The organism is Devosia rhizoryzae (assembly GCF_016698665.1).
Taxonomy (GTDB): Bacteria; Pseudomonadota; Alphaproteobacteria; order Rhizobiales; family Devosiaceae; genus Devosia; species Devosia rhizoryzae.
Map to the genome: position 1 here is coordinate 275903 of NZ_CP068046.1, position 23422 is coordinate 299324.

29 protein-coding genes and 1 other RNA gene are annotated in these 23422 nt (G+C 62.1%); 18 read left to right on the forward strand and 12 right to left on the reverse strand.

The genetic code is table 11. The features are described 5' to 3' along the window. Window positions 1–153 precede the first annotated feature (153 nt). The 7 genes from JI748_RS01325 to JI748_RS01355 all read right to left on the reverse strand — a co-directional run bounded on the left by JI748_RS01325 (window position 154) and on the right by JI748_RS01355 (window position 7498). Window positions 154–1179 carry a peptidoglycan -binding protein gene (locus JI748_RS01325; protein WP_201634200.1) on the reverse strand — a complete coding sequence of 342 codons (1026 nt, stop codon included), beginning with the start codon at window positions 1177–1179 and terminating at the stop codon, window positions 154–156. A gap of 3 nt (window positions 1180–1182) precedes the next feature. Beyond that, entirely contained in the window at window positions 1183–2169 is a 987-nt protein-coding gene (locus JI748_RS01330; protein WP_201634203.1) for a flagellar motor protein MotA, read from the reverse strand. Window positions 2170–2377: 208 nt separating this feature from the next. Beyond that, window positions 2378–3172 carry an inositol monophosphatase family protein gene (locus JI748_RS01335; RefSeq protein WP_201634206.1) on the reverse strand — a complete coding sequence of 265 codons (795 nt, stop codon included), beginning with the start codon at window positions 3170–3172 and terminating at the stop codon, window positions 2378–2380. 125 nt (window positions 3173–3297) lie between these two features. Continuing rightward, a complete protein-coding gene (locus JI748_RS01340; RefSeq protein WP_201634209.1) occupies window positions 3298–4428 on the reverse strand; it encodes a tetratricopeptide repeat protein in 1131 nt (376 codons plus the stop codon). Continuing rightward, window positions 4425–5030 carry a thiamine phosphate synthase gene (locus tag JI748_RS01345; protein WP_201634212.1) on the reverse strand — a complete coding sequence of 202 codons (606 nt, stop codon included), beginning with the start codon at window positions 5028–5030 and terminating at the stop codon, window positions 4425–4427. The genes JI748_RS01340 and JI748_RS01345 overlap by 4 nt, the downstream gene beginning before the upstream one ends. A 154-nt stretch (window positions 5031–5184) precedes the next feature. Beyond that, window positions 5185–6213: a class I fructose-bisphosphate aldolase gene (locus tag JI748_RS01350; RefSeq protein ID WP_201634215.1), complete on the reverse strand. Its 1029-nt coding sequence runs from the start codon at window positions 6211–6213 to the stop codon at window positions 5185–5187. An 82-nt stretch (window positions 6214–6295) separates the two neighbouring features. After that, the gene (locus JI748_RS01355) at window positions 6296–7498 is read right to left on the reverse strand and encodes a phosphoglycerate kinase (RefSeq protein WP_233280587.1); all 1203 of its coding nucleotides are present in this window, start codon (window positions 7496–7498) and stop codon (window positions 6296–6298) included. A gap of 678 nt (window positions 7499–8176) precedes the next feature. Here JI748_RS01355 and JI748_RS01360 point away from each other — a divergent pair. The 5 genes from JI748_RS01360 (at window position 8177) to JI748_RS01380 (ending at window position 9976) form a co-directional block, all read left to right on the forward strand. Further along, window positions 8177–8446: a hypothetical protein gene (locus JI748_RS01360; protein WP_201634221.1), complete on the forward strand. Its 270-nt coding sequence runs from the start codon at window positions 8177–8179 to the stop codon at window positions 8444–8446. Continuing rightward, the gene (locus JI748_RS01365) at window positions 8443–8706 is read left to right on the forward strand and encodes a hypothetical protein (RefSeq protein ID WP_201634222.1); all 264 of its coding nucleotides are present in this window, start codon (window positions 8443–8445) and stop codon (window positions 8704–8706) included. Before JI748_RS01360 ends, JI748_RS01365 begins: the two co-directional genes overlap by 4 nt. A gap of 82 nt (window positions 8707–8788) precedes the next feature. Next, the gene (locus JI748_RS01370; protein WP_201634224.1) at window positions 8789–9052 is read left to right on the forward strand and encodes a hypothetical protein; all 264 of its coding nucleotides are present in this window, start codon (window positions 8789–8791) and stop codon (window positions 9050–9052) included. Window positions 9053–9278: 226 nt separating this feature from the next. Beyond that, the gene (locus tag JI748_RS01375; RefSeq protein WP_201634226.1) at window positions 9279–9494 is read left to right on the forward strand and encodes a cold-shock protein; all 216 of its coding nucleotides are present in this window, start codon (window positions 9279–9281) and stop codon (window positions 9492–9494) included. A 245-nt stretch (window positions 9495–9739) separates the two neighbouring features. Then, a complete protein-coding gene (locus tag JI748_RS01380) occupies window positions 9740–9976 on the forward strand; it encodes a DUF6894 family protein (RefSeq protein ID WP_201634229.1) in 237 nt (78 codons plus the stop codon). A 433-nt stretch (window positions 9977–10409) separates the two neighbouring features. Here JI748_RS01380 and JI748_RS01385 read toward each other — a convergent pair whose 3' ends face one another. The 3 genes from JI748_RS01385 to tkt all read right to left on the reverse strand — a co-directional run bounded on the left by JI748_RS01385 (window position 10410) and on the right by tkt (window position 14223). Further along, window positions 10410–10934: a putative glycolipid-binding domain-containing protein gene (locus JI748_RS01385; protein ID WP_201634231.1), complete on the reverse strand. Its 525-nt coding sequence runs from the start codon at window positions 10932–10934 to the stop codon at window positions 10410–10412. A gap of 258 nt (window positions 10935–11192) precedes the next feature. Then, complete coding sequence (gap, locus tag JI748_RS01390; protein WP_201634233.1) at window positions 11193–12200, reverse strand: type I glyceraldehyde-3-phosphate dehydrogenase; 1008 nt, start codon at window positions 12198–12200, stop codon at window positions 11193–11195. Window positions 12201–12249: 49 nt separating this feature from the next. Then, window positions 12250–14223 (reverse strand): transketolase, encoded by a 1974-nt coding sequence (gene tkt / locus JI748_RS01395; protein WP_201634235.1) that lies wholly within the window; start codon window positions 14221–14223, stop codon window positions 12250–12252. Window positions 14224–14459: 236 nt separating this feature from the next. Between tkt and JI748_RS01400 the strand changes: the two genes are divergently transcribed. Genes JI748_RS01400 through JI748_RS01415 form a run of 4 tightly spaced genes read left to right on the forward strand, consistent with a single transcriptional unit; the run spans window position 14460 to window position 15730 of the window. After that, a complete protein-coding gene (locus JI748_RS01400; RefSeq protein WP_201634238.1) occupies window positions 14460–14750 on the forward strand; it encodes a DUF4164 family protein in 291 nt (96 codons plus the stop codon). Beyond that, window positions 14751–15122: a cell division protein ZapA gene (locus JI748_RS01405; protein WP_201634241.1), complete on the forward strand. Its 372-nt coding sequence runs from the start codon at window positions 14751–14753 to the stop codon at window positions 15120–15122. Window positions 15123–15172: 50 nt separating this feature from the next. Beyond that, window positions 15173–15436, forward strand: coding sequence for a type II toxin-antitoxin system ParD family antitoxin (locus tag JI748_RS01410; protein ID WP_201634244.1), 264 nt, complete (start codon window positions 15173–15175; stop codon window positions 15434–15436). Between the two features lie 3 nt (window positions 15437–15439). Further along, window positions 15440–15730, forward strand: a complete 291-nt coding sequence (locus JI748_RS01415; protein WP_201634247.1) for a type II toxin-antitoxin system RelE/ParE family toxin — start codon at window positions 15440–15442, stop codon at window positions 15728–15730. A gap of 6 nt (window positions 15731–15736) precedes the next feature. Here JI748_RS01415 and JI748_RS01420 read toward each other — a convergent pair whose 3' ends face one another. Further along, on the reverse strand, window positions 15737–16636 hold the full coding sequence (locus tag JI748_RS01420; RefSeq protein WP_201634250.1) for a lytic transglycosylase domain-containing protein: 900 nt from the start codon (window positions 16634–16636) through the stop codon (window positions 15737–15739). A gap of 91 nt (window positions 16637–16727) precedes the next feature. On the opposite strand from JI748_RS01420, the gene ssrS reads away from it, so the two are divergent. The 4 genes from ssrS to JI748_RS01440 all read left to right on the forward strand — a co-directional run bounded on the left by ssrS (window position 16728) and on the right by JI748_RS01440 (window position 19120). Then, a non-coding RNA gene (ssrS, locus tag JI748_RS01425) (6S RNA) lies at window positions 16728–16885 on the forward strand. 15 nt (window positions 16886–16900) lie between these two features. Then, window positions 16901–17488 (forward strand): 5-formyltetrahydrofolate cyclo-ligase, encoded by a 588-nt coding sequence (locus tag JI748_RS01430; protein WP_201634253.1) that lies wholly within the window; start codon window positions 16901–16903, stop codon window positions 17486–17488. Continuing rightward, the gene (locus JI748_RS01435) at window positions 17485–18306 is read left to right on the forward strand and encodes a TIGR00282 family metallophosphoesterase (protein WP_164534627.1); all 822 of its coding nucleotides are present in this window, start codon (window positions 17485–17487) and stop codon (window positions 18304–18306) included. Before JI748_RS01430 ends, JI748_RS01435 begins: the two co-directional genes overlap by 4 nt. Before the next feature lie 67 nt (window positions 18307–18373). Further along, window positions 18374–19120 (forward strand): YebC/PmpR family DNA-binding transcriptional regulator, encoded by a 747-nt coding sequence (locus JI748_RS01440; protein WP_201634256.1) that lies wholly within the window; start codon window positions 18374–18376, stop codon window positions 19118–19120. Between the two features lie 44 nt (window positions 19121–19164). Here JI748_RS01440 and JI748_RS01445 read toward each other — a convergent pair whose 3' ends face one another. After that, window positions 19165–19836: a GGDEF domain-containing protein gene (locus JI748_RS01445; RefSeq protein WP_201634259.1), complete on the reverse strand. Its 672-nt coding sequence runs from the start codon at window positions 19834–19836 to the stop codon at window positions 19165–19167. A 506-nt stretch (window positions 19837–20342) separates the two neighbouring features. Between JI748_RS01445 and ruvC the strand changes: the two genes are divergently transcribed. Genes ruvC through ybgC form a run of 5 tightly spaced genes read left to right on the forward strand, consistent with a single transcriptional unit; the run spans window position 20343 to window position 23383 of the window. Beyond that, window positions 20343–20849, forward strand: a complete 507-nt coding sequence (gene ruvC, locus JI748_RS01450) for a crossover junction endodeoxyribonuclease RuvC (RefSeq protein ID WP_164534624.1) — start codon at window positions 20343–20345, stop codon at window positions 20847–20849. Further along, window positions 20846–21463 carry a Holliday junction branch migration protein RuvA gene (gene ruvA / locus JI748_RS01455; RefSeq protein WP_201634262.1) on the forward strand — a complete coding sequence of 206 codons (618 nt, stop codon included), beginning with the start codon at window positions 20846–20848 and terminating at the stop codon, window positions 21461–21463. The genes ruvC and ruvA overlap by 4 nt, the downstream gene beginning before the upstream one ends. Beyond that, window positions 21460–22497 (forward strand): Holliday junction branch migration DNA helicase RuvB, encoded by a 1038-nt coding sequence (ruvB, locus tag JI748_RS01460; RefSeq protein WP_201634264.1) that lies wholly within the window; start codon window positions 21460–21462, stop codon window positions 22495–22497. Before ruvA ends, ruvB begins: the two co-directional genes overlap by 4 nt. Continuing rightward, window positions 22494–22991, forward strand: coding sequence for an NUDIX hydrolase (locus JI748_RS01465; RefSeq protein WP_201634267.1), 498 nt, complete (start codon window positions 22494–22496; stop codon window positions 22989–22991). Before ruvB ends, JI748_RS01465 begins: the two co-directional genes overlap by 4 nt. Next, window positions 22988–23383: a tol-pal system-associated acyl-CoA thioesterase gene (gene ybgC, locus JI748_RS01470; RefSeq protein ID WP_201634268.1), complete on the forward strand. Its 396-nt coding sequence runs from the start codon at window positions 22988–22990 to the stop codon at window positions 23381–23383. The genes JI748_RS01465 and ybgC overlap by 4 nt, the downstream gene beginning before the upstream one ends. The last annotated feature ends 39 nt before the right edge of the window (window positions 23384–23422 follow it).

Genomic DNA, 23422 nt, shown 5'->3' on the forward strand with positions numbered 1-23422 from the left:
GCATTACCGCGCTTATTCTTAAGGCCCGGTGTGCCGACGTGGTTAATCTTGTCTTATTGGGGCGGGGATGTGGCCGGAATCCGGGCTTTTCTGTGACGTGGCCTTTTGGGCACAGCTTACGGGTGTGATCACGTTAAGGTTAAGTCGTGCCGGCTAGCCTTCGGTCAGCTTGAACTCGATGCGGCGATTGCGGCGATAGGCTTCTTCGGTATCGGCCGGGTCAAGCGGGGCAAATTCACCAAAGCCAGCAGCAACGAGGCGTGCGGGGGCGACGCCGCGGCTGACCAGATATTGGGCGACGGAGATGGCACGCGCCGCGGACAATTCCCAGTTCGAGGGGAAACGGGCATTGCTGATGGGCCTGACGTCGGTATGTCCGTCGATGCGCAGTACCCAGTTGATATCGTCGGGGATTTCTTCTTCGAGCTGGAGGATCGCATCGGCCAAGGCATCGAGGCCTGGCAGGCCCTCGTCGGTGATTTCGGCTTGGCCCGGATTGAACAACACTTCGGACTGGAAGACGAAGCGATCGCCAACGACACGGACATCAGCGCGATTTTCGAGGATCTGGCGAAGGCGGCCGAAGAAGTCGGAGCGATAACGCGACAGGTCCTGCACGCGCTGCGCCAGGGCAAGGTTCAGACGGCGCCCCAGATCGGCGATCTGAGTGCGTGATTCAGTGTCCCGGCTTTCCGAAGCTTCAAGCGCCGTTTCCAGCGCACTGATCTGGGTGCGCAAAGCGGCGAGCTGCTGGTTTAGGAGGGCGACTTGCGCATTGGCCTCGTCGGACAGGTTTTCAGCTGCAAGTAATTGCGATTCCAAGCCGGAAATTGTGGCATCCCGATCACCGAGGCCCGCGCCGATTCCGGCGAGCTGACCGGCTAATTCGTCGTTTTCGGCCTCGGCACCGGCCAACGTTGCGGTGAGGGAGGCGAGCTGTGAGGTCAGATCGTCGGAATTGGCGCGTTCAAGCTGCAGCAGGTCGGTCAGCTCGGCGATCTGCGAGTTGAGGCGCGACAGAGCGGTATCGCGGCCTTGCAGCTCCTGGCCCAGGAAAAACTGGGTGAGCATGAACAACGACAGCATGAAGATGATGACGAGCAGAAGGCTCGACAGGGCGTCGACAAAGCCGGGCCAGTAATTGGCCTCCTGCCTGCGGCGGGAACGGGCGCCCGGCATGGTTTAGTTCCGCCGCTCGTTGTCGGCTTCGTTGAGCATGGCCTGGATCAGGTCGCGCAGCTTGCGATTGGTTTCGCCCTGCTCGTTGATATAGGCGCGGAGGTCATCCTGCTCGGTGCGAATATGCTTGACCAGGCCGTCAATGCCGCGCGCCAGTTCGGCCATGGCGCGGATGGCGTTCTGGCTCGAGTTCTGGTTCTGCATATTGGCGCCGAGCCGTTCGATGGCGGCCGTCATGTCGGGACCGCCGGCATTGGCCTGCATGGCGCTGACCGGATGGTCGAGCTCGGTCATCGAGGTCATCCAGTCCTCAAGATCGGTATAAAAGGCGTTCTGCGCCTGACTAGTCTGGAGATCGAGGAAGCCAAGGATCAGCGAGCCCGCAAGACCGAACAGCGAGGACGAGAACGCCGTGCCCATGCCACCCAGGGGAGCGGCCAGGCCTTCGCGCAGACTAGAGAATTGCGACGCTGTATCGCCGGATGACACATCGAGCGCGTTGATGACGCCGGCAACGCTGCTGACGGTTTCGAGAAGGCCGTAGAACGTGCCCATCAGGCCCAAGAACACCAGAAGGCCGGTGAGGTAACGCGACGTGTCCTTGGCTTCATCAAGACGGTTACCGACGGAATCGAGGATGGAACGCATGGAGGAGGGCGTGATCACCGCTTCGCCGATGCGTTCGCGCAGGAGGCCGGCGACGGGGGCGAGAAGTACCGGGGGGCGGACGTTGGAGACGTTGCCGTCCTGGAGCGAGTTCACCCATTTGACTTCGGGAAACAACCGATAGAGCTGCCGGAAGCTGAGGAAGATGCCGATGGCTAGGGCAAAGAAGATCATCGAGTTGATGAACGGATTGGCCCAAAAGAAGGTGACGATATTGGTGAAGAGGATGGCGGCGACCAGGCCCGCCAGCACCAGGAAGATGATGATCTTGACCAGATAAACGGACGGGGTCGCGAGATGGTAGGGATCGTAGCCTTGCGTCATCGTCTTTGCGTGTCGCCCTTGGTGCGGCAAATCATGGGGCGAAGAGTAGAGGCGGGCGATTGGCGTGACAATGGAAAAGGTTAACGGGCCGAATTAAAGCCCCCACCCAACCTCCCCCGTAAGTCGGGGGAGGAGCACGGCCGGTGGTTGAAGCTTGATCGAACTCCTCCCCCTGCTTCGGGGGGAGGCCGGGTGGGGGTCTTTCGACCTACTGGATGGGCCGCAGGGTCTTGAGCAGCTGGCTTTGCAGGGTTTCGTTGCCGGCAACGATCTGGCCGTTCCAGACGGACCCCTGCGCGCCGGCAAAGTCGGTGACGACGCCGCCGGCTTCCTTGACGAGAAGTTGGCCGGGCGCCACGTCCCAGGGTTTGAGGCCGGCTTCCCAGATGCCATCGAAGCGGCCGGCAGCGAGCCAGGCCATGTCGAGGCAGATCGAACCCGAGCGGCGAATGCCGGCGACGGCGGGGTTGATCTCGGCAAGCTGACGAAGCTGCAGCGTATCGTTGGCGGTGCCTTGCGTTTTGATGCCGGTGCAGATCACGGCGTCGGAAAGGTGGCGGCGGTCGGCAACGCGGAGGCGCTTGCGGTCGGCCAGCCAGGCGCCACCGCCTTTTTCAGCAGTGAAGAGTTCGTCCATGATCGGGTTGAAGACGACCGAAGCCACGATGTCTTCGCCGCGCTGCAGCGCGATCGCGACGGCAAAGAGCGGAATGCCATGGAGGAAATTGGTGGTGCCATCGAGCGGGTCGATGATCCAGGTGTGCTGGCCATCGGTGCCGGAGACCTCGCCGCCTTCTTCCATGAGGAAGGCGAAGGTGGGGCGGGCCTTGCGCAGTTCGTCGAAAACGATCTGCTCGGCGCGCAGGTCGGCCTTGGACACGAAATCGGCCGGGCCCTTGCGTGAGACCTGAAGATTTTCGACTTCGTTGAAGTCCTTGGACAAGGAGCGGCCGGCCTTGATGGCGGCATTGACCATGACGTTGAGAAGGGCTGACCGTGCCATGATGAGTGCTCGCTAGCTCATGCGGCCCAACGAGCGCGACGTGTTCCGCTGCCCGCTTGCATGGAGCCTGGCTCCGCCGCTGGATTGATGTGTGGCGGGCTTATTGCCCCAGATGCGGTTGCGGTTCAAGGGTCTTGGGCTGCAGGTGCCTCTGGTGTCAGCTCTGCGGGTGCGGCAGGCGCCGTTTCGGCAGCGGTTCCCTCGGCGGGGTCGACCACCTGGCTTGGCGCATTTTCGGGATCGACCGGCGCGGGCAGGACTGGTCCCTCGACCGGCGCGATGCTCGGTACCGTGGCAACGGTCTCGATATTGAGGGGCGTCGATGGCCAGAAGCGCGCACGTTCTTCGGCACGCGCCAGCGTCTCAGGGGGAATGGACACCAGGAGGCGATCGAGGTCCGGATCGACAAGACCCTGCCGGCGGGCAAGGGCGCGCCACATGGCAGCGTCTTCAAGGTTGGCCTCGATGCCTTCGCCGACGGCAAGGAGCTTGGCATAGCGGTTTTGGGCTACGGCGCTGCCGCTTTCGGCGGCGCGACCATACCAGAGGGCGGCGTCCTCGACGTTCCGCTCAACACCCTGACCGAGATAGAGCAGGGTCGCAAAATCGACTTGGGCGTCGGTCAGACCCTGGCGGGCGGCAAGCTCGATATAGCGGGCGCCTTCCTCATTATTTGGGGCGACGCCGGCGCCTTCAAGCAGCATCGATCCATAGTCATATTGGGCTTCGGGAAGCTCGGCTTCGGCGGCTTCCCGCATCAGGGTGGCGGCCGTGACAAGGCTTGGCTCGGCATAGATGCCTTCGACGTGGAGCAGCGCCATGTTATATTTGGCGGGAACATATCCGGCGTCGGATGCGGCTTTGAAAAGCTCGGCCGAGCGTTCGCGGCTCTTGGGGACGCCGAGGCCGGCCTGGTAGAGCATGCCGAGTTCAAAGGTTGCCAAGCGGTCGCCGTTGCGCGAGGCCAGTTGGTACCAACCGGCAGCACGCTCGTGATTTTCCGGAACGCCCAGGCCCTTGGCGTAGATTTCGGCGATAAGGGTTTGCGCGGCGGCATCATTTTGCTCGGCGCGGGGAAGGGCAAGTTCGAAGGCGGTGAGATAGTAGCCGCGCTGGAAGGCGCCGAAGGCATAATCCACCGGCGCGCGCGGCCCGAGTACGGCCTCGCTGATCTGGTCGGCCGGTGTTTCCTGCGCGAGGGTGGGCAAGGAGGCGAGGGCGGCCACAAGGGCAAGTACGGGCAGGGGGCGGATCATGCCGCTTCCTTTGCCGCGCGGTCGAAGGCAGCCATGGTGGCGACCGGGTCGGGGGTGGACCAGACGCAGTCGGAAACGGCCAGAAACTCCGTGGCCAAGATACCCACTTCTGCTGCATTGGCATTGGGATCAGAAAGCACCGCCGGCACTTCGAACGTTTCCGCCCACCACTGCGCCAACTCGCTCGCTTGCGCATCGCGCTCACCCCCAAGGGGGCCGAACATCACGTAATCGACGTCGAGTTCACCATAGCTCATGGCATCATGACGGGAGTTAATACCGCCGACGCCGACAATGCCGTCGGGCTTCAAGGCCTCGATGGCAGCGCGAATGGCTTTTGCACCGCCCCGGGTGACGTGGACGCCGTCGGCACCAGCGCGGCGGGCGAGGGCGACGTCGTCTTCAACGAGAACGGCGGCGCCGGAAGCCTGGCCGATCTGCACGAGACGTTCGACGAGGTCGGCATAGGCGGTGTCGTCCATGTCGCCACGGCGGACCAAGAGGGCGGCGACTTCGGGGCCGGTCAGCACGGCCATCAGCTGGCGCGGGAAGCGCTCGAGATCGGGATCAGCCGGAGTAATCAGATAAAGCTGGGGGGCCATGGCCGTCCTATGCGTCGACGCGTTGCTCCCTATGAGCGGATTTTGGCGACAAAGGGACGGACCTCAATAGGGCGCCGGGGCCATGGCTGCAAGAAGAGACGCGCGCCCCGGAGGAGGCGCGCGTCGTTGCGACGTTGGGAGCGTCGGTAACCTCTTAGGCGGCGCGGTCGACCGCGTTGGTCCATTCGCCGGTGGCGGCGAGGGAATTCATGTGAGCGCGGTGGGCGAAGGCCTGGCGCGCCTGGGGGAAATTCTCGCGGCGGCCGGCCCAGGTGCGCAGGGCGACGTTCTGGAGGGCGCGGCCATAGGAGAAGGTCAGCGGCCACGGTTTGCCTGGGATGCGGTTCATCGCCGAAAGGTGCGCGGTGGCTTCCTCGTCGGTCTGGCCGCCGGAGAGGAAGGCGATGCCGGGTACGGCGGCGGGGACGTGCTCCTTGAGCACGGCAACGGTGCGCTGCGCGACTTCCTCGACGGTGGGGCGGTCGCGGGAATTGACGCCGGGAAGGACCATGTTGGGCTTGAGCAGCATGCCGGCAAGGTCGACACCGGCGAGGCGGAGTTCCTTGAACACGTTTTCGAGCACGTCACCGGTGACCTGGGCGCAGCGTTCGAGCGAGTGGTTGCCCGGCTCGCCATCGCCGACGACTTCCGGCTCGACGATGGGGACGATGCCGGCTTCCTGGCAGAGCATGGCGTAGCGGGCCAGGGAATGGGCGTTGGCGCGGATATTGTTGCGGGTGGGGGCGATGTCGTTGATGGTGATCACGGCGCGCCACTTGGCAAAACCGGCGCCCAGATCTGCATAGGCGGCGAGGCGCTGACGAAGGCCATCGAGGCCTTCGGTGATCTTTTCGCCCGCTTCGCCCGGCATGGGGAAGGCGCCGCGGTCGACCTTGATTCCAGGGATGACGTCGGCATCGGCGAGGATGGCGCGGAAGGGGGTGCCGTCGGCGGCGGATTGCTTGAGCGTTTCCTCGGTGAGAATGACGCCGGAAATGTAGTGGCGCATGGCGTCGGTGGCGCCAAACAGCATCTCGCGATAGTCGCGGCGCAAATCAAGCGTATTGGGCAGGCTGATCTTGTCAAAGCGCTTGCCGATCGTGCCTTCGGACTCGTCGGCAGCAAGGATGCCCATGCCGGGGGTCATCAGTTTTTGGGCGATGGCATTGAGCGACTTGGTCATCGAGATCCTCGGTGGTTAGGACCCGACCTTAGACTTTCGTCAGCTGCGTTTCGATTAGACCTCCGGATATGCGACTAACGTTCTACTTCTTGAGTGCCTGAACGCCGGGGAGGGGTTTGCCTTCCATCCATTCGAGGAAGGCGCCGCCGGCGGTGGAGACGTAGGTGAGCTTGTCCTTGACGTCGGCATGGGCGAGGGCACCGACGGTGTCGCCGCCGCCGGCGACCGAGACGAGGTGCCCATCATGGGTGCGCTTGGCGACGTGCTTGGCGATGGCGACGGTGCCGGCATCGAAGGGGGTCATTTCGAAAGCGCCGACCGGCCCGTTCCAGACCACGGTATGGGCATCGTCGATGGCGCCATTGATGCGCTCGATCGATTGCGGGCCGATATCGAGGATCATGCCATCGGGGTCGATCGAGTCGACGCCATAAAGGCGGGTCGGGGAATTGGCCTTGAAGTGCCAGGACACGACGGCGTCGACCGGCAGGATAATGGCGCAGCCGGATTTGTCGGCCTTGTCGAGAATGCGGCGGGCGGTATCGGCGAGGTCCTTCTCGCAGAGCGACTTGCCGACCCCATAGCCCATGGCGAAGAGGAAGGTATTGGCCATGCCGCCGCCAATGACGAGGCCATCGACCTTGGTGACGAGGTTTTCGAGGAGGTCGATCTTGGACGAGACTTTTGCGCCGCCGACAATGGCAACGACGGGCTTTTTCGGCTTGCCGAGACCGGTTTCGAGCGCCTCGAGCTCGGCCTGCATCGCAAGGCCGGCGGCGGAAGGCAGGAGGTGGGCAAGGCCTTCGGTCGAAGCATGGGCGCGGTGGGCGGCGGAGAAGGCGTCGTTGACATAGAGGTCGCCGAGGCTGGCCATCAGCTTGGCGAGTTCGGGATCGTTCTCTTCTTCGCCGGGATGGAAGCGGGTGTTTTCGAGCACGAGGACGGAGCCGGCCGGGGCTTCGTCGATGGCCTGCTTGGCGGCCGAAACATCGACCCAATCGGTGGCAACGAAGCCGACCGGGTGGCCGGTGGCGTCGGCAATGGCGGCGCAGACCTGTTCGAGCGAGAATTCGGGATCGACCTTGCCCTTGGGGCGGCCGAAGTGGCTCAGAAGAATGACCTTGGCATCGTGCTTGACGATTTCGCGGATGGTGGGGACGAGGCGCTCGATGCGGGTGGCGTCGGTGACCTTGCCATCGGCGACCGGCACGTTGAGATCGGCCCGCAGGAGGACGCGCTTGCCGGAAAGGTCCAGTTCGTCGAGGGTCTTGAAGCTCTGGCTCACGGGTTTGTCCTCCGGCAGGGTTGGTCGTTCCCGTGGGGTAGCAGAGTGGCAAAGCGGGTGGAAGCGGGGACCCATGAAAAAGAGGCGTGCGGAAGCGCCGCCCGGCCGGATCGGCGGGGCGGTTCAAGCACGGTGAGAAGCGGCTTTCGCCCCGGATGGTTGTATAGTGAAGAGGCGAAAGCCGCTTCGCACGATCGGGATTTTTTGCGCATGCCTCGGGCAGCCCACCATAGGGGTGACGGCGATCGTTGAGGCTTAAGGCGGGTGCGCGAGTTCCCATCTCCCCAAGCCAGAACGCTCCCCTGGCCGGCGTCGGCATCCACGCACTCCCTCAGGCGACCCCGAAAGACCCGTCCCCCCGCCCGATGCTTCGTCGGCACCGCGTGTGCGGCGGGAATGAGGGGAGAGTAGCGCAAGGTTTTGGGGGAGGGGATAAGGGGGATAAGTCAGGAATTGGTCGGCAAAAGAGCGCTTTGCAGCCGTTAGCAAAACCGGACTTCAAAAACACTTATCGGCGTCGTTATTCGAAAACCCTTCGGCCTTACAAAAGCGGCTATTGAGCACCATATATGTGCATGCGTTTCAAACGCCTTTGGCCGCCGGCTCCTGCCGCTTTCCTTGGATCATGAACGTTGCGCCCCGCGGCGCTCGATTTCGCCCTCTTTCAAGGAAACACCGATGACCAACTACAATGCGCCAGCCGAACTCTATCCTGGACGTCGCCAAAGCTCGCCCCGCGTGGCCCGCTATCAGCGCTTCCCCTCACTTGCAGAAGCGGTCCAGTTCACGGTCGAGGAACTGCCAGTTGGCGTCCAGGCAAGCTCCCTCATTGAGGCTAGCGAAATTCGCTATAACGGTGACGCTATTCGCAGCCTGTATTTTTCGGAGGACTACCCGCTGCGTCGTGCGTTCATTCAGAACGTCGATGGCAAAGGCGGGCGTCTATGAGCGCAAAGGTCACGACACGGCAAATTACCTTCAACCATCGCTTTGCCCTAGCTAACATGCCTGAAGCTCATGCACCGGGGACGTTCGATCTGGTGGTGGAGCAGATCCCGTTAGACGTATCGTGGGAAGCCTATCGTGCCTCTTGCCAGTTGATGCTGGTGGACGGTGGGACAACTAGCGCGATTTCGGTCACGATGGCAGAATTGGAAGCCGCCTTGCTGGCGGACAGCCAGCATGACGTCAATTCAGGCTTGTCCTAGAGGCGTGCTGCGCCAACTGCCTCTTCAATCGATTAGTCATAGCTTGAGGGGTCAAGGTTTGCCAGAACACCATAGACGAACAATGGCGATTGCTGCCGCCAACAAGTATGCCCCTTGGCCTGAGGGATCCGCGTTCACCTACGGCCTAATTGCAATAATCCTGGCCTTCTTGATGCTCGTGATCTTTGGCATGTTCTACGATGTCGAGGTGCTAGCTCATCCTGTCGCCATTGGGGCAAGCTTCGTGCCGATTTTTCTGCTAGGCGTGTTGCTATGGCGACGTCGCCGACGCTTGCATCGCGACGCTTTAGACCATGAGCTCAGCGACAGAAGTAATTACAAGTAGGTTTAACAAGAAAAACTTGTAATTTTATTCGGTGTCCTCTGCCTTCCCATCACCACTATTACCTGCAATAAGCCTTTATACGCGTTTTCAGCCCAAGTCGGCTGCCTTTGCCGGTTCTTCCGGTCCTTGGCTCTCTGATCCACTTTGCGAACGTCTATGCTCCCTCTCGCATGTCGCGAAGGGCAACGCTCGCTTTGCTTCGGCTCCGAGCTCAAGGAATATCAAAATGGCCACCATCAACGGCACCGTTAAATTCTTCAACGCAACCAAGGGCTTTGGTTTCATTACCCCGGAAAATGGCGGCAAGGACCACTTCGTCCACGTCTCCGCTGTAGAGCGCTCCGGTGTTTCTGGGCTTTATGAAAACGATAAGGTGACCTACGAGGTCGAAACCGGTCGCGATGGGCGTGAATCTGCAATCAATCTCATGCTGCAGAAATAATTCTGTAACAGACCGGCGGCCTCTTGGCCGCTTTATGACCCGCCGTCGCGAGCGTCGGCGGGTTTTTTGTATCTACAAGGAGCGTCCGCTTTGCACGCGGCAGGAACGGACGACTCGCGCTAGATCAAGTTGTTGAAGGACTCGGGAACGTCAAGCTGGCGTCTACATTGTTGTCCGTCACCGTCCAAGCAAGGCAATCGGTGCTTGAGAGATGAAACGCGCTACCGCCATAGTGGAGCACGTGCATGCCTCGATACTTTTTTCACGTCAGAGATGGCCAGTATGCACCCGATCTTTCGGGCACTCTGTGCGAGAGCGACGAACACGCTCGCTCTGAAGCGATTTTGTGGGCTATCGCGATGATTAGTGAGTTGGGCTCGCAGTTCTTCGACATCCGTGGGTGGCAGATGCGTGTTGAAGAGGAGGGCGGAAGACAACTCTTCACCCTCTATTTCTCCGGACTGATCGTCGCGGCGGAATGATCAAATCTTAGCCTCGCATGCAGTCGCTATCGCGCAGCGAGAGGGATTTAGATGACAGATAGCGAAAAGCTTGGACCCGGCTCGGCCCTTTTGCACCACGATGTGTTGGTGGAAATTACACGCTTATTTGGCCAAAGCTTTGCTGCCGTATAGACGGTTGATGAGATTGCCTCTTTGCCGATTCCAGTGAACCAAGCATTCGCGATTGCAGAAGCTTGGTGGACTGGATTGGGCCTGAAGCGCATTGTCGTTCGAATTGAAGATGAAAATTCTGGGATCCTGTTTGGGGCAGGCTGGCGGAGCCTTTGACGTAAAGGCAGCTTTTTGCCGGGATGCTAGGCAGCGCTTGGCTTTAAGAAGATGAGTTGGCTCTTCAGGCTGAGGCATTCTGTTTGCTTTCTACCTTCCTTGCCCCTCGGAATGTGTCAGTAGACTAGAGTTGTCGTGCAAACAGCCCCGGATAGTCCGTCACCAATCCATCCGCATCCACCGTCAGCACCGCCTCAAAATCTGCTGATTGGAAGCGGAAGTGGGTGGGGTCGAGTTTGGTGTAGATCTGTTCGGAGCGCTTGAACTCCAGGGTCGTCGCGTCGATCCAGGCCATGGCGAAGCGGATGGGTTGGTCAGTCCATTCGGTGCGCCAGATGGGCAGGGAATTGGTCATCGGGGTGGGCCAGATGTCGACGTCGATGCAACCGCGCAGGGCCGGGATGGGTTCGGCGCGGTCGTCGGACCAGGTGCCGGCGCCGTCGGAAAAGAGTTCGAGCACCTGTCCATCGGCGCGCTCGATGCGGACCGCGCGGGTGTGGGCGTTTTCATCGAGTTTGAGGCGATAGAAGAGGCCCCAATCGGGGCCGATAATGGTGCCGCGAATGTGGGTGTTGCGGCCATCCACGATGTGGGCGTGTTCTAGGGTTTGAAGGTCGAGGCCTTGCCAGCGGATGGAGCGGTTGAGCATGGGGGGTACGGTGGTTGGTTGGGCGCACAGTGACCCAACATTCAGTGGCTGTCACCCCGGCGTAGGCCGGGGCCTAGCTTGAGATCTCGGGATGGGCCCCGGGTCTAGCCCGGGGCGACATCGAGTGTGGGGGAAGTGCGGGGTACCCGACCTCTTGGTTCGAGGCTGCGCTTGCGCTACGCGCCTCACCATGAGGTCTCATGGAGGTGCGCTGCGAGGCCACAAGCAGAAAGGGCGCCTTGCGGCGCCCTTGGATTTTTACAGCGTTGCCGCGAAGGCGACGGTGGTGTCGAGCATGCGGTTGGAGAAACCCCACTCGTTGTCGTACCAGCCCATGATGTTCACGAAATTGCCGTCGAGGACCTTGGTCTGGTCCAGGAGGATCGTGCAGGAATGGGGGTCGTGGTTGAGGTCGCTCGAGACCAGGGGGTGATGGGTATAGGTCATCACGCCCTTGAGCTTGCCATCGGCGGCGGCGATCAGGGCGTCGTTGACTTCCTGCGGGGTAATGCTGCGCTTGGCGACGAATTTGAGATCGACGAGCGAGACGTTGGGGGTCGGCACGCGGATCGAGATGCCGTCGAGCTTGCCCTTGAGTTCGGGCAGAACGAGGCCGATGGCCTTGGCCGCGCCGGTCGAGGTCGGGATCTGGCTGAGGGCTGCGGCACGGCCGCGGTAAAGATCCTTGTGCATGGTGTCGAGCGTCGGCTGGTCACCGGTATAGGAATGGATGGTGGTCATCATTCCCTTTTCGATGCCGACGAGCTCGTTCATGACCATGGCCATGGGGGCAAGGCAATTGGTGGTGCAGGAGCCGTTGGAGATGACGATGTCATCCTTGCCCAGCGTGGCATGGTTGATGCCGTAGACGATGGTCTTGTCGGCGCCATCGGCGGGAGCGGAAACCACGACCTTCTTGGCGCCGGCCTGAAGGTGCGCCGAGGCCTTTTCCTTGGAGGTAAAGATGCCGGTGCATTCGAGGACGATATCGACGCCCATCTGGGCATGCGGCAGCTCGGCCGGGTTCTTGACGGCGGTGACTTTAATGGTCTGGCCGTGGGTCTTGATCACGTCGCCTTCGACCACGACCTCGAACGGGAAGCGGCCGTGCACGCTGTCATAGCGCAGCAGGTGGGCATTGGTTTCGACCGGGCCAAGATCGTTGACGGCCACGACTTCGATGTCGGTGCGGCCGGACTCGACGATGGCGCGCAGGATGTTGCGACCGATGCGGCCAAAGCCGTTGATGGCGACGCGAACTGCCATGGTTATTCGCTCCTAGAAGGGGAGGGGGGAAAGGGGAGGCAGCGGTCTCTTACAACTGCGCGGTGACAGCTTCAACAACGGCCTTGGGCGTAATACCAAAGTGTTCGTAAAGCGCATCGATCGGGCCGGAAGCGCCAAAGGAATGCATGCCCACAAAGCGGCCTCGATCGCCCAGGAGCTTGTTCCAGCTCATCTCGATGCCGGCTTCCACCGCAACGCGAGCCTTGGCGGAGCCGAGCACTTCGGCCCGGTAGCTGTCGGACTGCTTGGCGAAAAGCTCCATGGAGGGCACGGAAACGACGCGGGCGGAGATGCCCTGTGCGCTGAGCTGCTTTTGAGCTTCGACGGCGATGGCGACTTCCGAGCCGGTGGCAAAGATCACGGCGTCGGCGTCGGCGGGGCCAAGGAGGGTATAGGCGCCCTTGGCGGATTTGTTTTCATCCGAAAATTCGGTGCGGACGGCGGGCAGGTTCTGGCGCGACAGGGCAAGGATGGCGGGGTGCTGGGCTTGCATTGCCAGTTCCCAGCACTCGGCGGTTTCCATGGCGTCGGCCGGACGGAAGACCAGAAGATTGGGAATGGCGCGGAGGGCCGTGAGGTGTTCGACCGGCTGGTGGGTCGGGCCGTCTTCGCCGAGACCGATGGAATCGTGGGTCATGACATAGATGACGCGCTGTTCCATGAGCGCCGAAAGGCGGATGGCGGGGCGGGCATAGTCGGTGAAGACCATGAAGGTGCCGCCATAGGGGATGAGGCCGCCATGGAGCGCGACGCCGTTCATGGCCGCGCCCATTTCGTGCTCGCGAATGCCGTACATCATGTAGCGGCCGAGGCGATTATCGGCCTGGAAGGGCAGCGTTTCGGGCGTGTTGGTGAGGTTGGAATGGGTGAGGTCGGCGGAACCGGCGAGGGTTTCGGGCAAGGCCTTGTTGATGACTTCGAGCGCCATCTGCGAGGCCTTGCGGCTGGCGACCTTGGGCTTGTCCTCGGCCAGCTTGCGCTTGTAGTCGTTCATCGCCTGGGTGAAATCGGCCGGGAGCTTGCCGGACATGCGGCGGGTGAATTCGTCCTTCTTGCCATTGGCCTGGAGGCGGGCTTCCCATTCGCCGCGCAGGTTCTGCGAGCGGGTGCCGGCAGCGCGCCAGGTGTCGAGAATGGCCGACGGGATTTCAAAGGCGGGGTAGGTGATACCGAGCGCGGCCTTGGCACCGGCGAGTTCCTCGCCGCCGAGCGGAGCGCCGTGGACCTTTTCGGTGCCGGCCTTCTTGGGCGCGCCGAAACCGATCGTGGTCTTGGCGGCGATCAGGGTCGGCTTGTCGGTCGAGGCCTTGGCGTCGTTGAGCGCCTTTTCGATGGCGTCCTGGTCATGGCCGTCGATCTCGATCGTGTTCCAGCCGACGGCCTTGAAGCGGGCGATCTGGTCGGTCGAGTCGGCATTGGAGACCTTGCCGTCGATGGTGATGTTGTTGTTGTCCCAGATGACGATCAGCTTGTTGAGCTTGAGGTGGCCGGCAAGGGAGATGGCTTCCTGAGAGATGCCTTCCATGAGACAGCCGTCGCCGGCCAGCACATAGGTGTGGTGATCGACGATGTCGGCGCCGAATTCCGCGGCGAGCTTGGCTTCGGCGACGGCAAAACCCACCGAGTTGGCGAGGCCCTGACCGAGCGGGCCGGTGGTGGTTTCGATGCCGGTGGCGTGGCCGAATTCGGGGTGGCCGGCGGTCTTGGAGCCGATCTGGCGGAAGTTCTTGACCTGGTCGATGGTCATGTCCTCGTAGCCGAGGAGATAAAGCGAGGAATAAAGCAGCATCGAGCCGTGGCCGGCCGAGAGAATGAAGCGGTCGCGATCGGCCCAGTGGGGGTTCGCGGGATCGAACTTCATGACCTTGGTGAAGAGCACGGTCGCGATATCGGCGCAGCCCATGGGCAGGCCGGGGTGACCGGAATTGGCCTTTTCGACCGCGTCCATGGAAAGGGACCGGATGGCATTGGCCAGGTCATTCTGCTGGGCGGTGTTGGTCATGGGCGGCCACTCTTTCTCAGGCTGAAAACGTGAGGAGTTGCCGGCTCGCGGCCTCCTCCCAAAGGCGGGTTACGGCATAACAGGTTCGGATTGCCTGTCAATCACGGCAAGCCTGCAAGCGGTACGGCGGGAGCCCGATTTCCGGGGCTTGCCCGCCGGATGCGGTTGCATTGGCGGGACGGCTGGGGCAGGCTTGCACCGCTTCATATCGAAGCATCTTGAGGGCAGTAGTGGCCATGAGTGAGACGGAACATGAAGACGCACTGGGCGCCGCCTCTGCCCGGTTCGACCGGGCGATAGCGCGGCTCGATACGAGCCTGCGGGAGCTTGCGGCACGTCAGGCGCGGCACCAGCGCATCGAGGTCGACACGCAGCGGCTGATCCATGAACGGTCGCGCCTTGCCACCGAGCTCGACAAGACCGCAGCGCGCGCTAAGCGGCTGGACGACAGCGCGCATGAAGTGTCGCGCCGGCTGGTGGAAGCCATGGAAACCGTGCGTTCGGTGTTGCAGAAGGCGGAGAATTAAGTGCCCGAGGTCAATGTCGAGATCAATGGACGTAAATATCGCATGGCCTGCGAGGAGGGGCAGCAGGGTCACCTAATCGGGCTGGCCAAGCGGTTCAACGAACAGGTCGAGGGGCTGAAGGGAGCGGTCGGCGAGATCGGCGATAACCGGCTGACGGTGATGGCGGGCATTGCCGTGGTGGACGATCTTGCAGCAGCCGAGCGGCGGATCGCGGAGCTCGAAGCGCATGTGGCAGAGCTGACCCAGGCGGGGCAGGAGATTGCGGCGGAGCTGGAAAGCACCGAGGTGGCCTTTGCCAAGAAGCTCAATGACGCGGCAAAGGTGCTGGACAGCGTGGCGGAGACTTTGGATCAAACATCGCCGCTGCCGTGATTGGCAAAGATTGGCAAAGTATGCCATACTTTGGGTTCCAGGAGGTCCCGATGGCGACGATGAACATTTCTCTTCCCGATGCGATGAAGACCTGGGTTGAAGAGCAGGTGGCGACAGGAAGGTACGCGAACGCGAGCGACTATGTCCGCGACATGCTTCGGCGGGACCAAGAGCTGGCCAGTCGGCGGGCACGATTCGACCAACTGGTTCAGGAGGGGCTCGATAGCGGCGTCGTAGAAACGACACGCGAGGAACTGCTGGAGCGCATGAGGCGCATAGCTGCGGAAGCGGCAGGCTTGAAGCACTCCGCATAGGTCATGTGGAAGCTGTCGGCTGCCACCATATCGGATCTTGAGGTCATGGCGAAATGGGGCGGTGCGGCCTTCGGCCTACGCGTCGCAGAAGATTACCAGCTGCATGTGCTGGACCTCTTCGACGACCTGGCTGCCCATCCAGAAATGGGCGTTGAACGGTTTGTTGCCGGCCAGATGATCAGGCTTATGCCGTGTCGATCGCACCATGTCATTTACCGGATCGACAATGGTGATGTGATCATTGTGCGCGTACTTCATCACTTGCAGAGCCTGCCGGATAAGCTCTTGTTCTAAGCGTACTCAGCTTCCATTGCGCTGGACGATGCAGCTGCCGCCGGCGTCGAGAAGCTTGTTGCAGAAGGATTGGGCTTCGTTGCGGGTGGGAAAGCCGATTTGGGCGGAATAGCGCAGGCGGGTTCCCATGCTGAGGTTGCGGACGGTGACCAGGAGCAGCGGGTGGTCGGCGAAAACATCCGAGTGCCGCGATTGCGCGCGGGTGAAGGCGCTGCGGGCAATGTCTTGCGAAAAATTCTGGGCGATCAGCACGCCCCAGGGTTGCCACGCGCCGGGTTCAGGTCCGAATTCGGGCATGGGTGCGGCGCTGGCCATGTCGATGCAGGCTTCGGCAAAAGGCTTTTCTTTCGAGAGTGTGTAGTCGGCTTCGGCAACCGTGCCGCCAGTCCAGCCATCGACCGGGCGGCCGGTAATGATCGAGACATAGGCGCGGGTTTCTCCGGCAAGGCCGCCCGTGCCGGCGAGGTAGCGGCTGACCTTGCCCTCGCCGCCGTTATAGGCTGCGGCGGCAAGGCCGAGATTGCCGTATTTGAGCTCCAGCGCCCGCAGGTATTCGGCCGACCGTTCGAGGGCTTCGGCGGGATCGAAGGGGTTGCGCAGTGCGCGCAGAGCCGCGGTGCCGGGCATGAACTGGGCGATGCCCTGTGCGCCTGCGGGGCTGATGGCTGCTGGATCGAAGCGGCTTTCCTGCCAGATCAGACGGGCAAAATAGTCGGGCGGAAGGCTATAATGGGAAGCGTAGCGCTCGATGGCAGCGCAGGTATCGGCGAGATAGCTGCCTTCGGCGATACAGACTGATGTGCCGTCCAGGTCATGACAGTATTTCCGCTCTTCCTCGGCGGCGGAGAGGGGCGCGACGATCAGCAGAGGCAGGGCCAGAAGGGCTGTGAGAAAGCGCAACATCATGGCGCATCCTAGCTGACCGGCGGCTTACGGAAAACATCACACATGAAGTGATCGAGCGGTCTTTGCAGGCGGCTTCGAACAGCCTATATCTTGCGTGCTGCCCGGCGCGTGAGGACTCACATATCCCCGGGGCCTTAATCGATCCTAAGGGAGCTGTCCCTGACCAGGCCCGTGGGCTTGGACATACGGCGCCCACCTACGAAAGTAGGTTCCCGGGATCGCATGTCCCACGGCCAGGGCGGCGCTTAATTTCTTCGAGGGCAGATGGCGGATTCGGCAGCGGAACAAGAAAAGGCCGAGTTGCGCGGCAAGGCCCATGCGGCACGGGCTGGGCTTTCCGATGACTTCCGCGCCGATGCTGCGCGCGCCGTGGCCAGCCACTTTTTCGACATGGTGGACGTTGCGCCCGAGGATGTGGTTGCCGGCTATTGGCGCATTCGCGACGAGCTCGATTGCACGCCGATCTTGGTGCGACTGATGGATAGCGGCCAGGCCGTCGTCCTGCCGGTGGTCGTGGGAAGCGAAGAGCCGCTCGAAATGCGGGTTTGGGAGGCAGATGCGCCGCTTTATGAAGCCGGCTTCGGCACCATGGCGCCGGCCGATCATGCGCCGCGCGCAGTGCCCGACCTCGTGCTCATGCCGCTTTTGGGCTTTGATCATAGCGGCACGCGGCTCGGTTATGGTGGCGGCTATTATGACCGGACCCTTGCCGCGCTGCCTCGCAAGCCGCTTCTCGTGGGCCTCGCTTTTGCCGCCCAGGAGCTTTCCCACGTCCCGCGGCAGGAACACGACCTGCCGCTCGATGCCGTTGTCACCGAGACCGGCGTTCGCTTTTTTGAGCATTCCGCATGAAGCTACTTTTCTTAGGCGACGTCATGGGCCGCGCCGGCCGTGACGCTGTCGCCGAACGCCTGCCGGGCCTGATCGCCACCTATGGTTTTGATTTCGTCGTGGTGAATGGCGAAAATGCCAGCCATGGCAAGGGGCTGACCGAGGGACATTTCCGGGGGCTTCGTGACGCTGGCGCCGATATCGTGACGCTGGGCGATCACGCTTTCGACCAGCGCGAGGCGCTGTCCTATATCGAGCGCGAAACAACGCTGGTGCGGCCGATCAACTACGCGCCGGGCACGCCAGGGCGCGGCGCCATGATGGCTGAGGGTCGCAATGGGCATCGGGTGCTGGTGGTCAATGCCCTAGGCCGCGTGTTCCTGCCGCCGATCGATGATCCATTCCGGGCGGTCGAGACTGCCATCGCCGCTTGCCCGCTGGGAGAACAGGCCGATGCGGTAATCGTCGATTTTCACACCGAAGCGACATCCGAAATCCAGGCCATGGGTTATTTTCTCGATGGAAGGGCCACATTGGTCGTCGGCACGCATACGCATATCCCGACTTCGGACCACCGCATCCTGCGCGGCGGCACGGCGCTGATGGCGGATGCCGGCATGTGCGGGGATTTCGACTCCATTATCGGCACCGATTACGAGGAACCACTCAATCGCTTCCTGACGGGACTCCCGAACGGGCGGTTTTCGCCGGCGGAAGGTGAAGCCACGCTTTGTGGGGTTGCGGTCGAGACCGATCCGCGGACCGGGCTTGCGCGTCATGTCGTGCCGGTGCGGGTCGGTGGCGTTCTGGCGCAGGCGCTGCCGGATTTTCCCGCCTAGCTTCCCTTTCCCCGAGCCGCCCCCTATAAGCGGCGCCGAAAAACAAAAATCTCGCTAGAGGTCCCCCATGGCAGGCCATTCACACGCCAAGAACATCATGCACCGCAAGGGCAAGTCGGATGCGGCGCGCTCCAAGGTGTTTTCCAAGCTCGCGCGCGAAATCACCGTGGCGGCCAAGATGGGCCAGCCCGATCCGGCGTTCAACGCACGCCTTCGTCTGGCCGTGACCAATGCGCGCTCGCAGTCCATGCCCAAGGACAATATCGACCGTGCCATCAAGAAGGCATCGGGCAGCGAAGGCGAAAACTATGACGAGATCCGCTATGAGGGCTATGGCCCCGGTGGCGTGGCCGTTATCGTCGAGGCATTGACCGACAATCGCAATCGCACGGCGTCCAATGTGCGCTCGTATTTCTCCAAGAATGGCGGCGCGCTGGGTGAAACCGGTTCGGTCGGCTTCATGTTCGACCGCGTCGGCGAGATCACCTATCCGGCGACTGTTGGCACCGAAGACAAGGTGATGGAAGCGGCGATCGAGGCGGGCGCCGACGACGTCGAGAGCGACGAAGACGGGCACTATATCTATACGAGCTTCGAGGCCATGGCAGAAGTCGCGGCGAACCTCGAAAAGGTGCTGGGCGAAGCCGAGTCGGTGAAGGCGATCTGGAAGCCGCAGAACGAGACGCCGATCGATGCCGAAAAGGGCGCGACGCTGCTCAAGCTGATCTCGACGCTCGAGGAAGATGACGACGTGCAGAACGTTTATTCCAACTTCGACATGAGCGACGAAGACGCGGCAAAACTCGCCGGCTAAGCTTTCGAAACGCTCGCACAATCCCCGCTTCGGCGGGGATTTTTTTACGCTATGCGCAGGAGGTCGAGGGGAGCCTCGTCGACAACCTCTTCGATGTTGGAAGTGTTGCGGCCTGCATTCTTGGCGCCATAAAGGTACTGGTCGGCGAGGCGGAACAGTTCGGAGAACTTGGTGCGGTTTTCAAAGACCGCGCCGCCGATGCTGACGGAAAGAATGCGCTGTTCGCCATCGGGCATGAAGACGGCAAGGTTAACCGAGCGGCGGATGCGGTCGGCGATCTGGAGCGTCTGCTTCTTGTTGACGCCAGGGAGGAAAACGGCGAATTCCTCGCCGCCCATGCGGCCGACCAGATCTCCATTGCGCAGCACGGCGCGAATAGCGCGCGCGATCAGAGTAAGCGCCTCGTCGCCCTGGTCGTGGCCGTAAAGATCGTTGATGGCTTTGAAATTGTCGGCGTCGATCATCAGCAGCGCGCCGGCCGGTGCATGGGTGGGGTCGCGGAGCCAGTCGCTGACCTTGGTGGTAAACGCGCCGCGATTGAGGCAGGCGGTGAGGCTATCGGTGCGGGCGACGCGGCCGAGGCGGGCGTTGGCGATGGAGAGACTTCGCACCTTGCTGCTGAAATAATAAAACAGCGGCACGCCCAAAATGACGGGGAGGACGATGGAGCTGATCATCACCCGCAGCCGCACGTCGTCGGCGTAATCCTGCAGCATCCAGAGATTGAAGCTGATCGACGCTACAACGCACCCTATCGGCCCTAGCAGGGTCCAGCGGCGAACGCTTTTCCAGGTGTGAAGGGGGGCGAAGTTCCTCGAATGTGTCATGGTGGACCTATGCTATTTCGAGAGAGGGCGAAGTGTGGATTTTACGGAGTTGCGCTTCCTGGCTCTGTAAAAACCCCAACGGCGCGAAAGCGGTCCTGGTCGAGGAAGGCCGACGTTAATGATAGGGATAAGGTGAAGCGAGTGTGAACGGCGCTCCATCGGTTAAGTAATTGATTCTGCAGAGTGGCAGGAGTCGTCGCTGGACGTGTCTGACGCGTCTTGTCCATGTTGCCCTCGATGTCGTGCATTCCCGCTGAGGACGCTAGGTGCGTCGTCTCAATGAGTGGTTTTCCGAATCTCTGCAAATTTAAGCATTGCGTTAAAAGCTGTAGTTGTTGCCGGTTTGTTCACTTTGGTCTTGGTAGGGAGAGATAGGCCCGCTAGAAGGTTGATCCATGAGCAAACGCGTACGAATCATCGGCATCGATCCAGGGCTGCGGCGATGCGGCTGGGGCGTGGTGGACGCCATGGACAATCGCTTGAGTTTTGTGGCCGCCGGGACGGTGACGCCACCGACGGACGGGGCGCTGGCCGAGCGGCTGGTGGCGCTGGCGGCGGGGCTGGCGGAAGTGCTGATGGAGCATCGCCCCGATGAGGCGGCGGTGGAAGAAACCTTCGTCAATGCCGGGCCGCGTTCGGCGCTGATCCTGGGGCAGGCGCGCGGCGTGGCGCTGGTGACGCCGGCGCAGCATGGCCTCCATGTCGCAGAGTATGCGACCAATCTCGTCAAGAAATCCGTGGTGGGCACCGGACATGCCGAAAAGAACCAGGTCGAGCTGATGGTGCGGACGCTGTTGCCGACCGCCCAGTTCAAGGGTGCCGACGCCGCCGACGCCCTGGCCGTCGCCATTTGCCATGTGCATCACCGGGTCTCGCTCAAGCGCATGGGAGCCTATGCATGATCGGCAAGCTTAAAGGCATGGTCGATAGCTTCGGCGACGACTGGGTGCTGATCGACTGCGGCGGGGTTTGCTACGAGGTGTTCTGCTCGGGCCGCACGCTGCAGGCACTGCCGCGCGTCGGGGAGGCAGCGGTGGTGTTCATCGAGACCATCGTGCGCGAGGACCTGATCCGGCTTTATGGCTTTGCCAGTGAGGCGGAGAAGAGCTGGTTTAATCTCTTGACCACAGTGCAAGGCGTGGGATCGCGGGTGGCGTTGTCCATTTTGTCGGTGATGAGCCCGTCGGAATTGTCGAGCGCGGTGGCTTTGCAGGATAAGGCCATGGTCGGGCGCGCTAATGGGGTGGGGCCGAAGCTGGCGGTGCGCATCGTCACCGAGCTCAAGGGCAAGGTACCGGCGATCGGCGGGATCGATGCGGGAACGCTGGGGCTGCAGACGGCGCTGGGCGAGGGTGTCGCGACCAGCAATGTGGCCGATGCGGTTTCGGCGCTGACCAATCTTGGTTATTCGAGTGCACAGGCGTCGGCGGCGCTGGCGCGGGTCGTGGCCAAGGAAGGCGAGGATGCGGCGACGGAAAAGCTGATCCGGCTCGGACTTAGGGAATTGAGCATTTGACCGATCTTACCTCCGCTGCTGCCGGTCGCGACGAACCGCTCGACGTTGCGCTGCGCCCGTCCGGGTTTGCCGAATTTGTCGGACAGGCCGATGCGCGGGCAAATCTCGAGGTCTTTATCGAGGCGGCCAAGAAGCGCGGGACGGCGCTGGACCATGTGTTGTTTGTCGGGCCGCCGGGTCTTGGCAAGACGACGCTGGCGCAGATCATTTCCAAGGAGCTGGGCGTCGGCTTTCGGGCAACGTCGGGTCCGGTGATCGCCAAGGCGGGTGATCTTGCGGCGCTCTTGACCAATCTTGAAGAACGGGACGTGCTCTTCATCGACGAAATCCACCGGCTCAATCCGGCGATCGAGGAAGTGCTCTATCCGGCGATGGAGGACTTTCAGCTCGACCTGATCATCGGCGAGGGGCCGGCGGCGCGGTCGGTGCGGATCGATCTTGCAAAATTCACGCTGGTGGGAGCAACGACGCGGGCGGGGCTGCTGACGACGCCGCTGCGCGACCGCTTCGGCATTCCGGTGCGGCTCAATTTTTATACGCCGCAGGAGCTGGTGCAGATCGTGACGCGCGGCGCGCGGCTCATGAACATGCCGATGGCGCCCGACGGGGCGCTGGAGATTGCGCGCCGCTCGCGGGGCACGCCGCGTATTGCCGGGCGGCTGCTGCGCCGGGTGATCGATTTTGCGACCGTGGACGGCGCATCGGAGATCGACAGCAAGCTGGCGGACAAGGCGCTGCTGCGGCTCGATGTCGATGCGCGGGGCCTCGACCAGCTGGATCGGCGCTATCTGACGACGATTTCGGACTTCTATAATGGTGGGCCGGTGGGGATCGAGACCATTGCGGCTGCACTGAGTGAGCCGCGCGATGCGATCGAGGAGATCGTCGAGCCCTATCTCCTGCAGCAGGGTTTTATCCAGCGCACGCCGCGCGGCCGCATGTTGACGGCCATCGCCTTCCAGCATCTAGGGAAGGTGGTGCCGCAGGGGTTTGTGGGCATGCAGGCGAGCCTCTTCGAGGAAAGCGAAGAGTGAGCGCGCGCCACGTCATCAGCTTTCCGATCGATGGCACGCGCTTCAACTATCGCGTCGCAGCGGTGATCATCGCCGAGGGGCATGTCCTTGTCTGCCGCGAGGACGATGACCACTATTGCATGCTGCCGGGCGGGCGGGTGGAGCTGGGGGAAGACAGCCGGCTGAGCCTTGTTCGGGAGATCGAAGAAGAGCTGGCGCTGCCGGCCGAGGTCGGGCAGATGCTGGCGACATCGGAGAGTTTTTACGAGCGCGAAGGCGAGCAGTTTCATGAGCTCGGCTTCTTTTACCGCGTGACCTTGCCCGGGCAGGGGCCGGATGGCCGGTCGCCCTGGCTCAAGCGCCGGGACGAAGGCCACGACCTCCAATTTCATTGGATATCGCTGGAGGGCGCGGAGCTGGAGACGTTCAACCTCGTGCCGCGTTTCCTCCCAGCCTTGCTGCGCGACCTGCCGAGTGGCCACATCCATATCGTTCATGACGAGCGCGGCGCGTGAGGCAGCACAAACTCCCCGTCCGCATCTATTACGAAGACACCGATTTCTCCGGCAATGTCTACCATGCGGCCTACCTCAAATTCTTCGAACGGGGCCGCACGGAGTTCTTGCGCGATCTGGGCATCCATCACTCCGAACTTGCAGAACAGGGCATTGCCTTTGCCGTGCGGACCATGGAGCTCGACTTCGTCGCTGCAGCGCGCATCGATGATCTGCTGACCGTAACGACCGAGGTCGTCGAAAATTCCGGTGTGCGGCTGACGCTGGCACAAAGCGTCTATCGTGCCGAGACGGTGCTGACGCGGGCCCGCGTGGTGGTGGTGGCTATTAAAACCAGCGGCGGTCCGGCGCGCCTGCCGGCCGATCTCCGGGCCAAGCTCAACCTCCCGTGATCGGTGCGGAATCTTTTTCTTAACCTCTTGGTGACCATA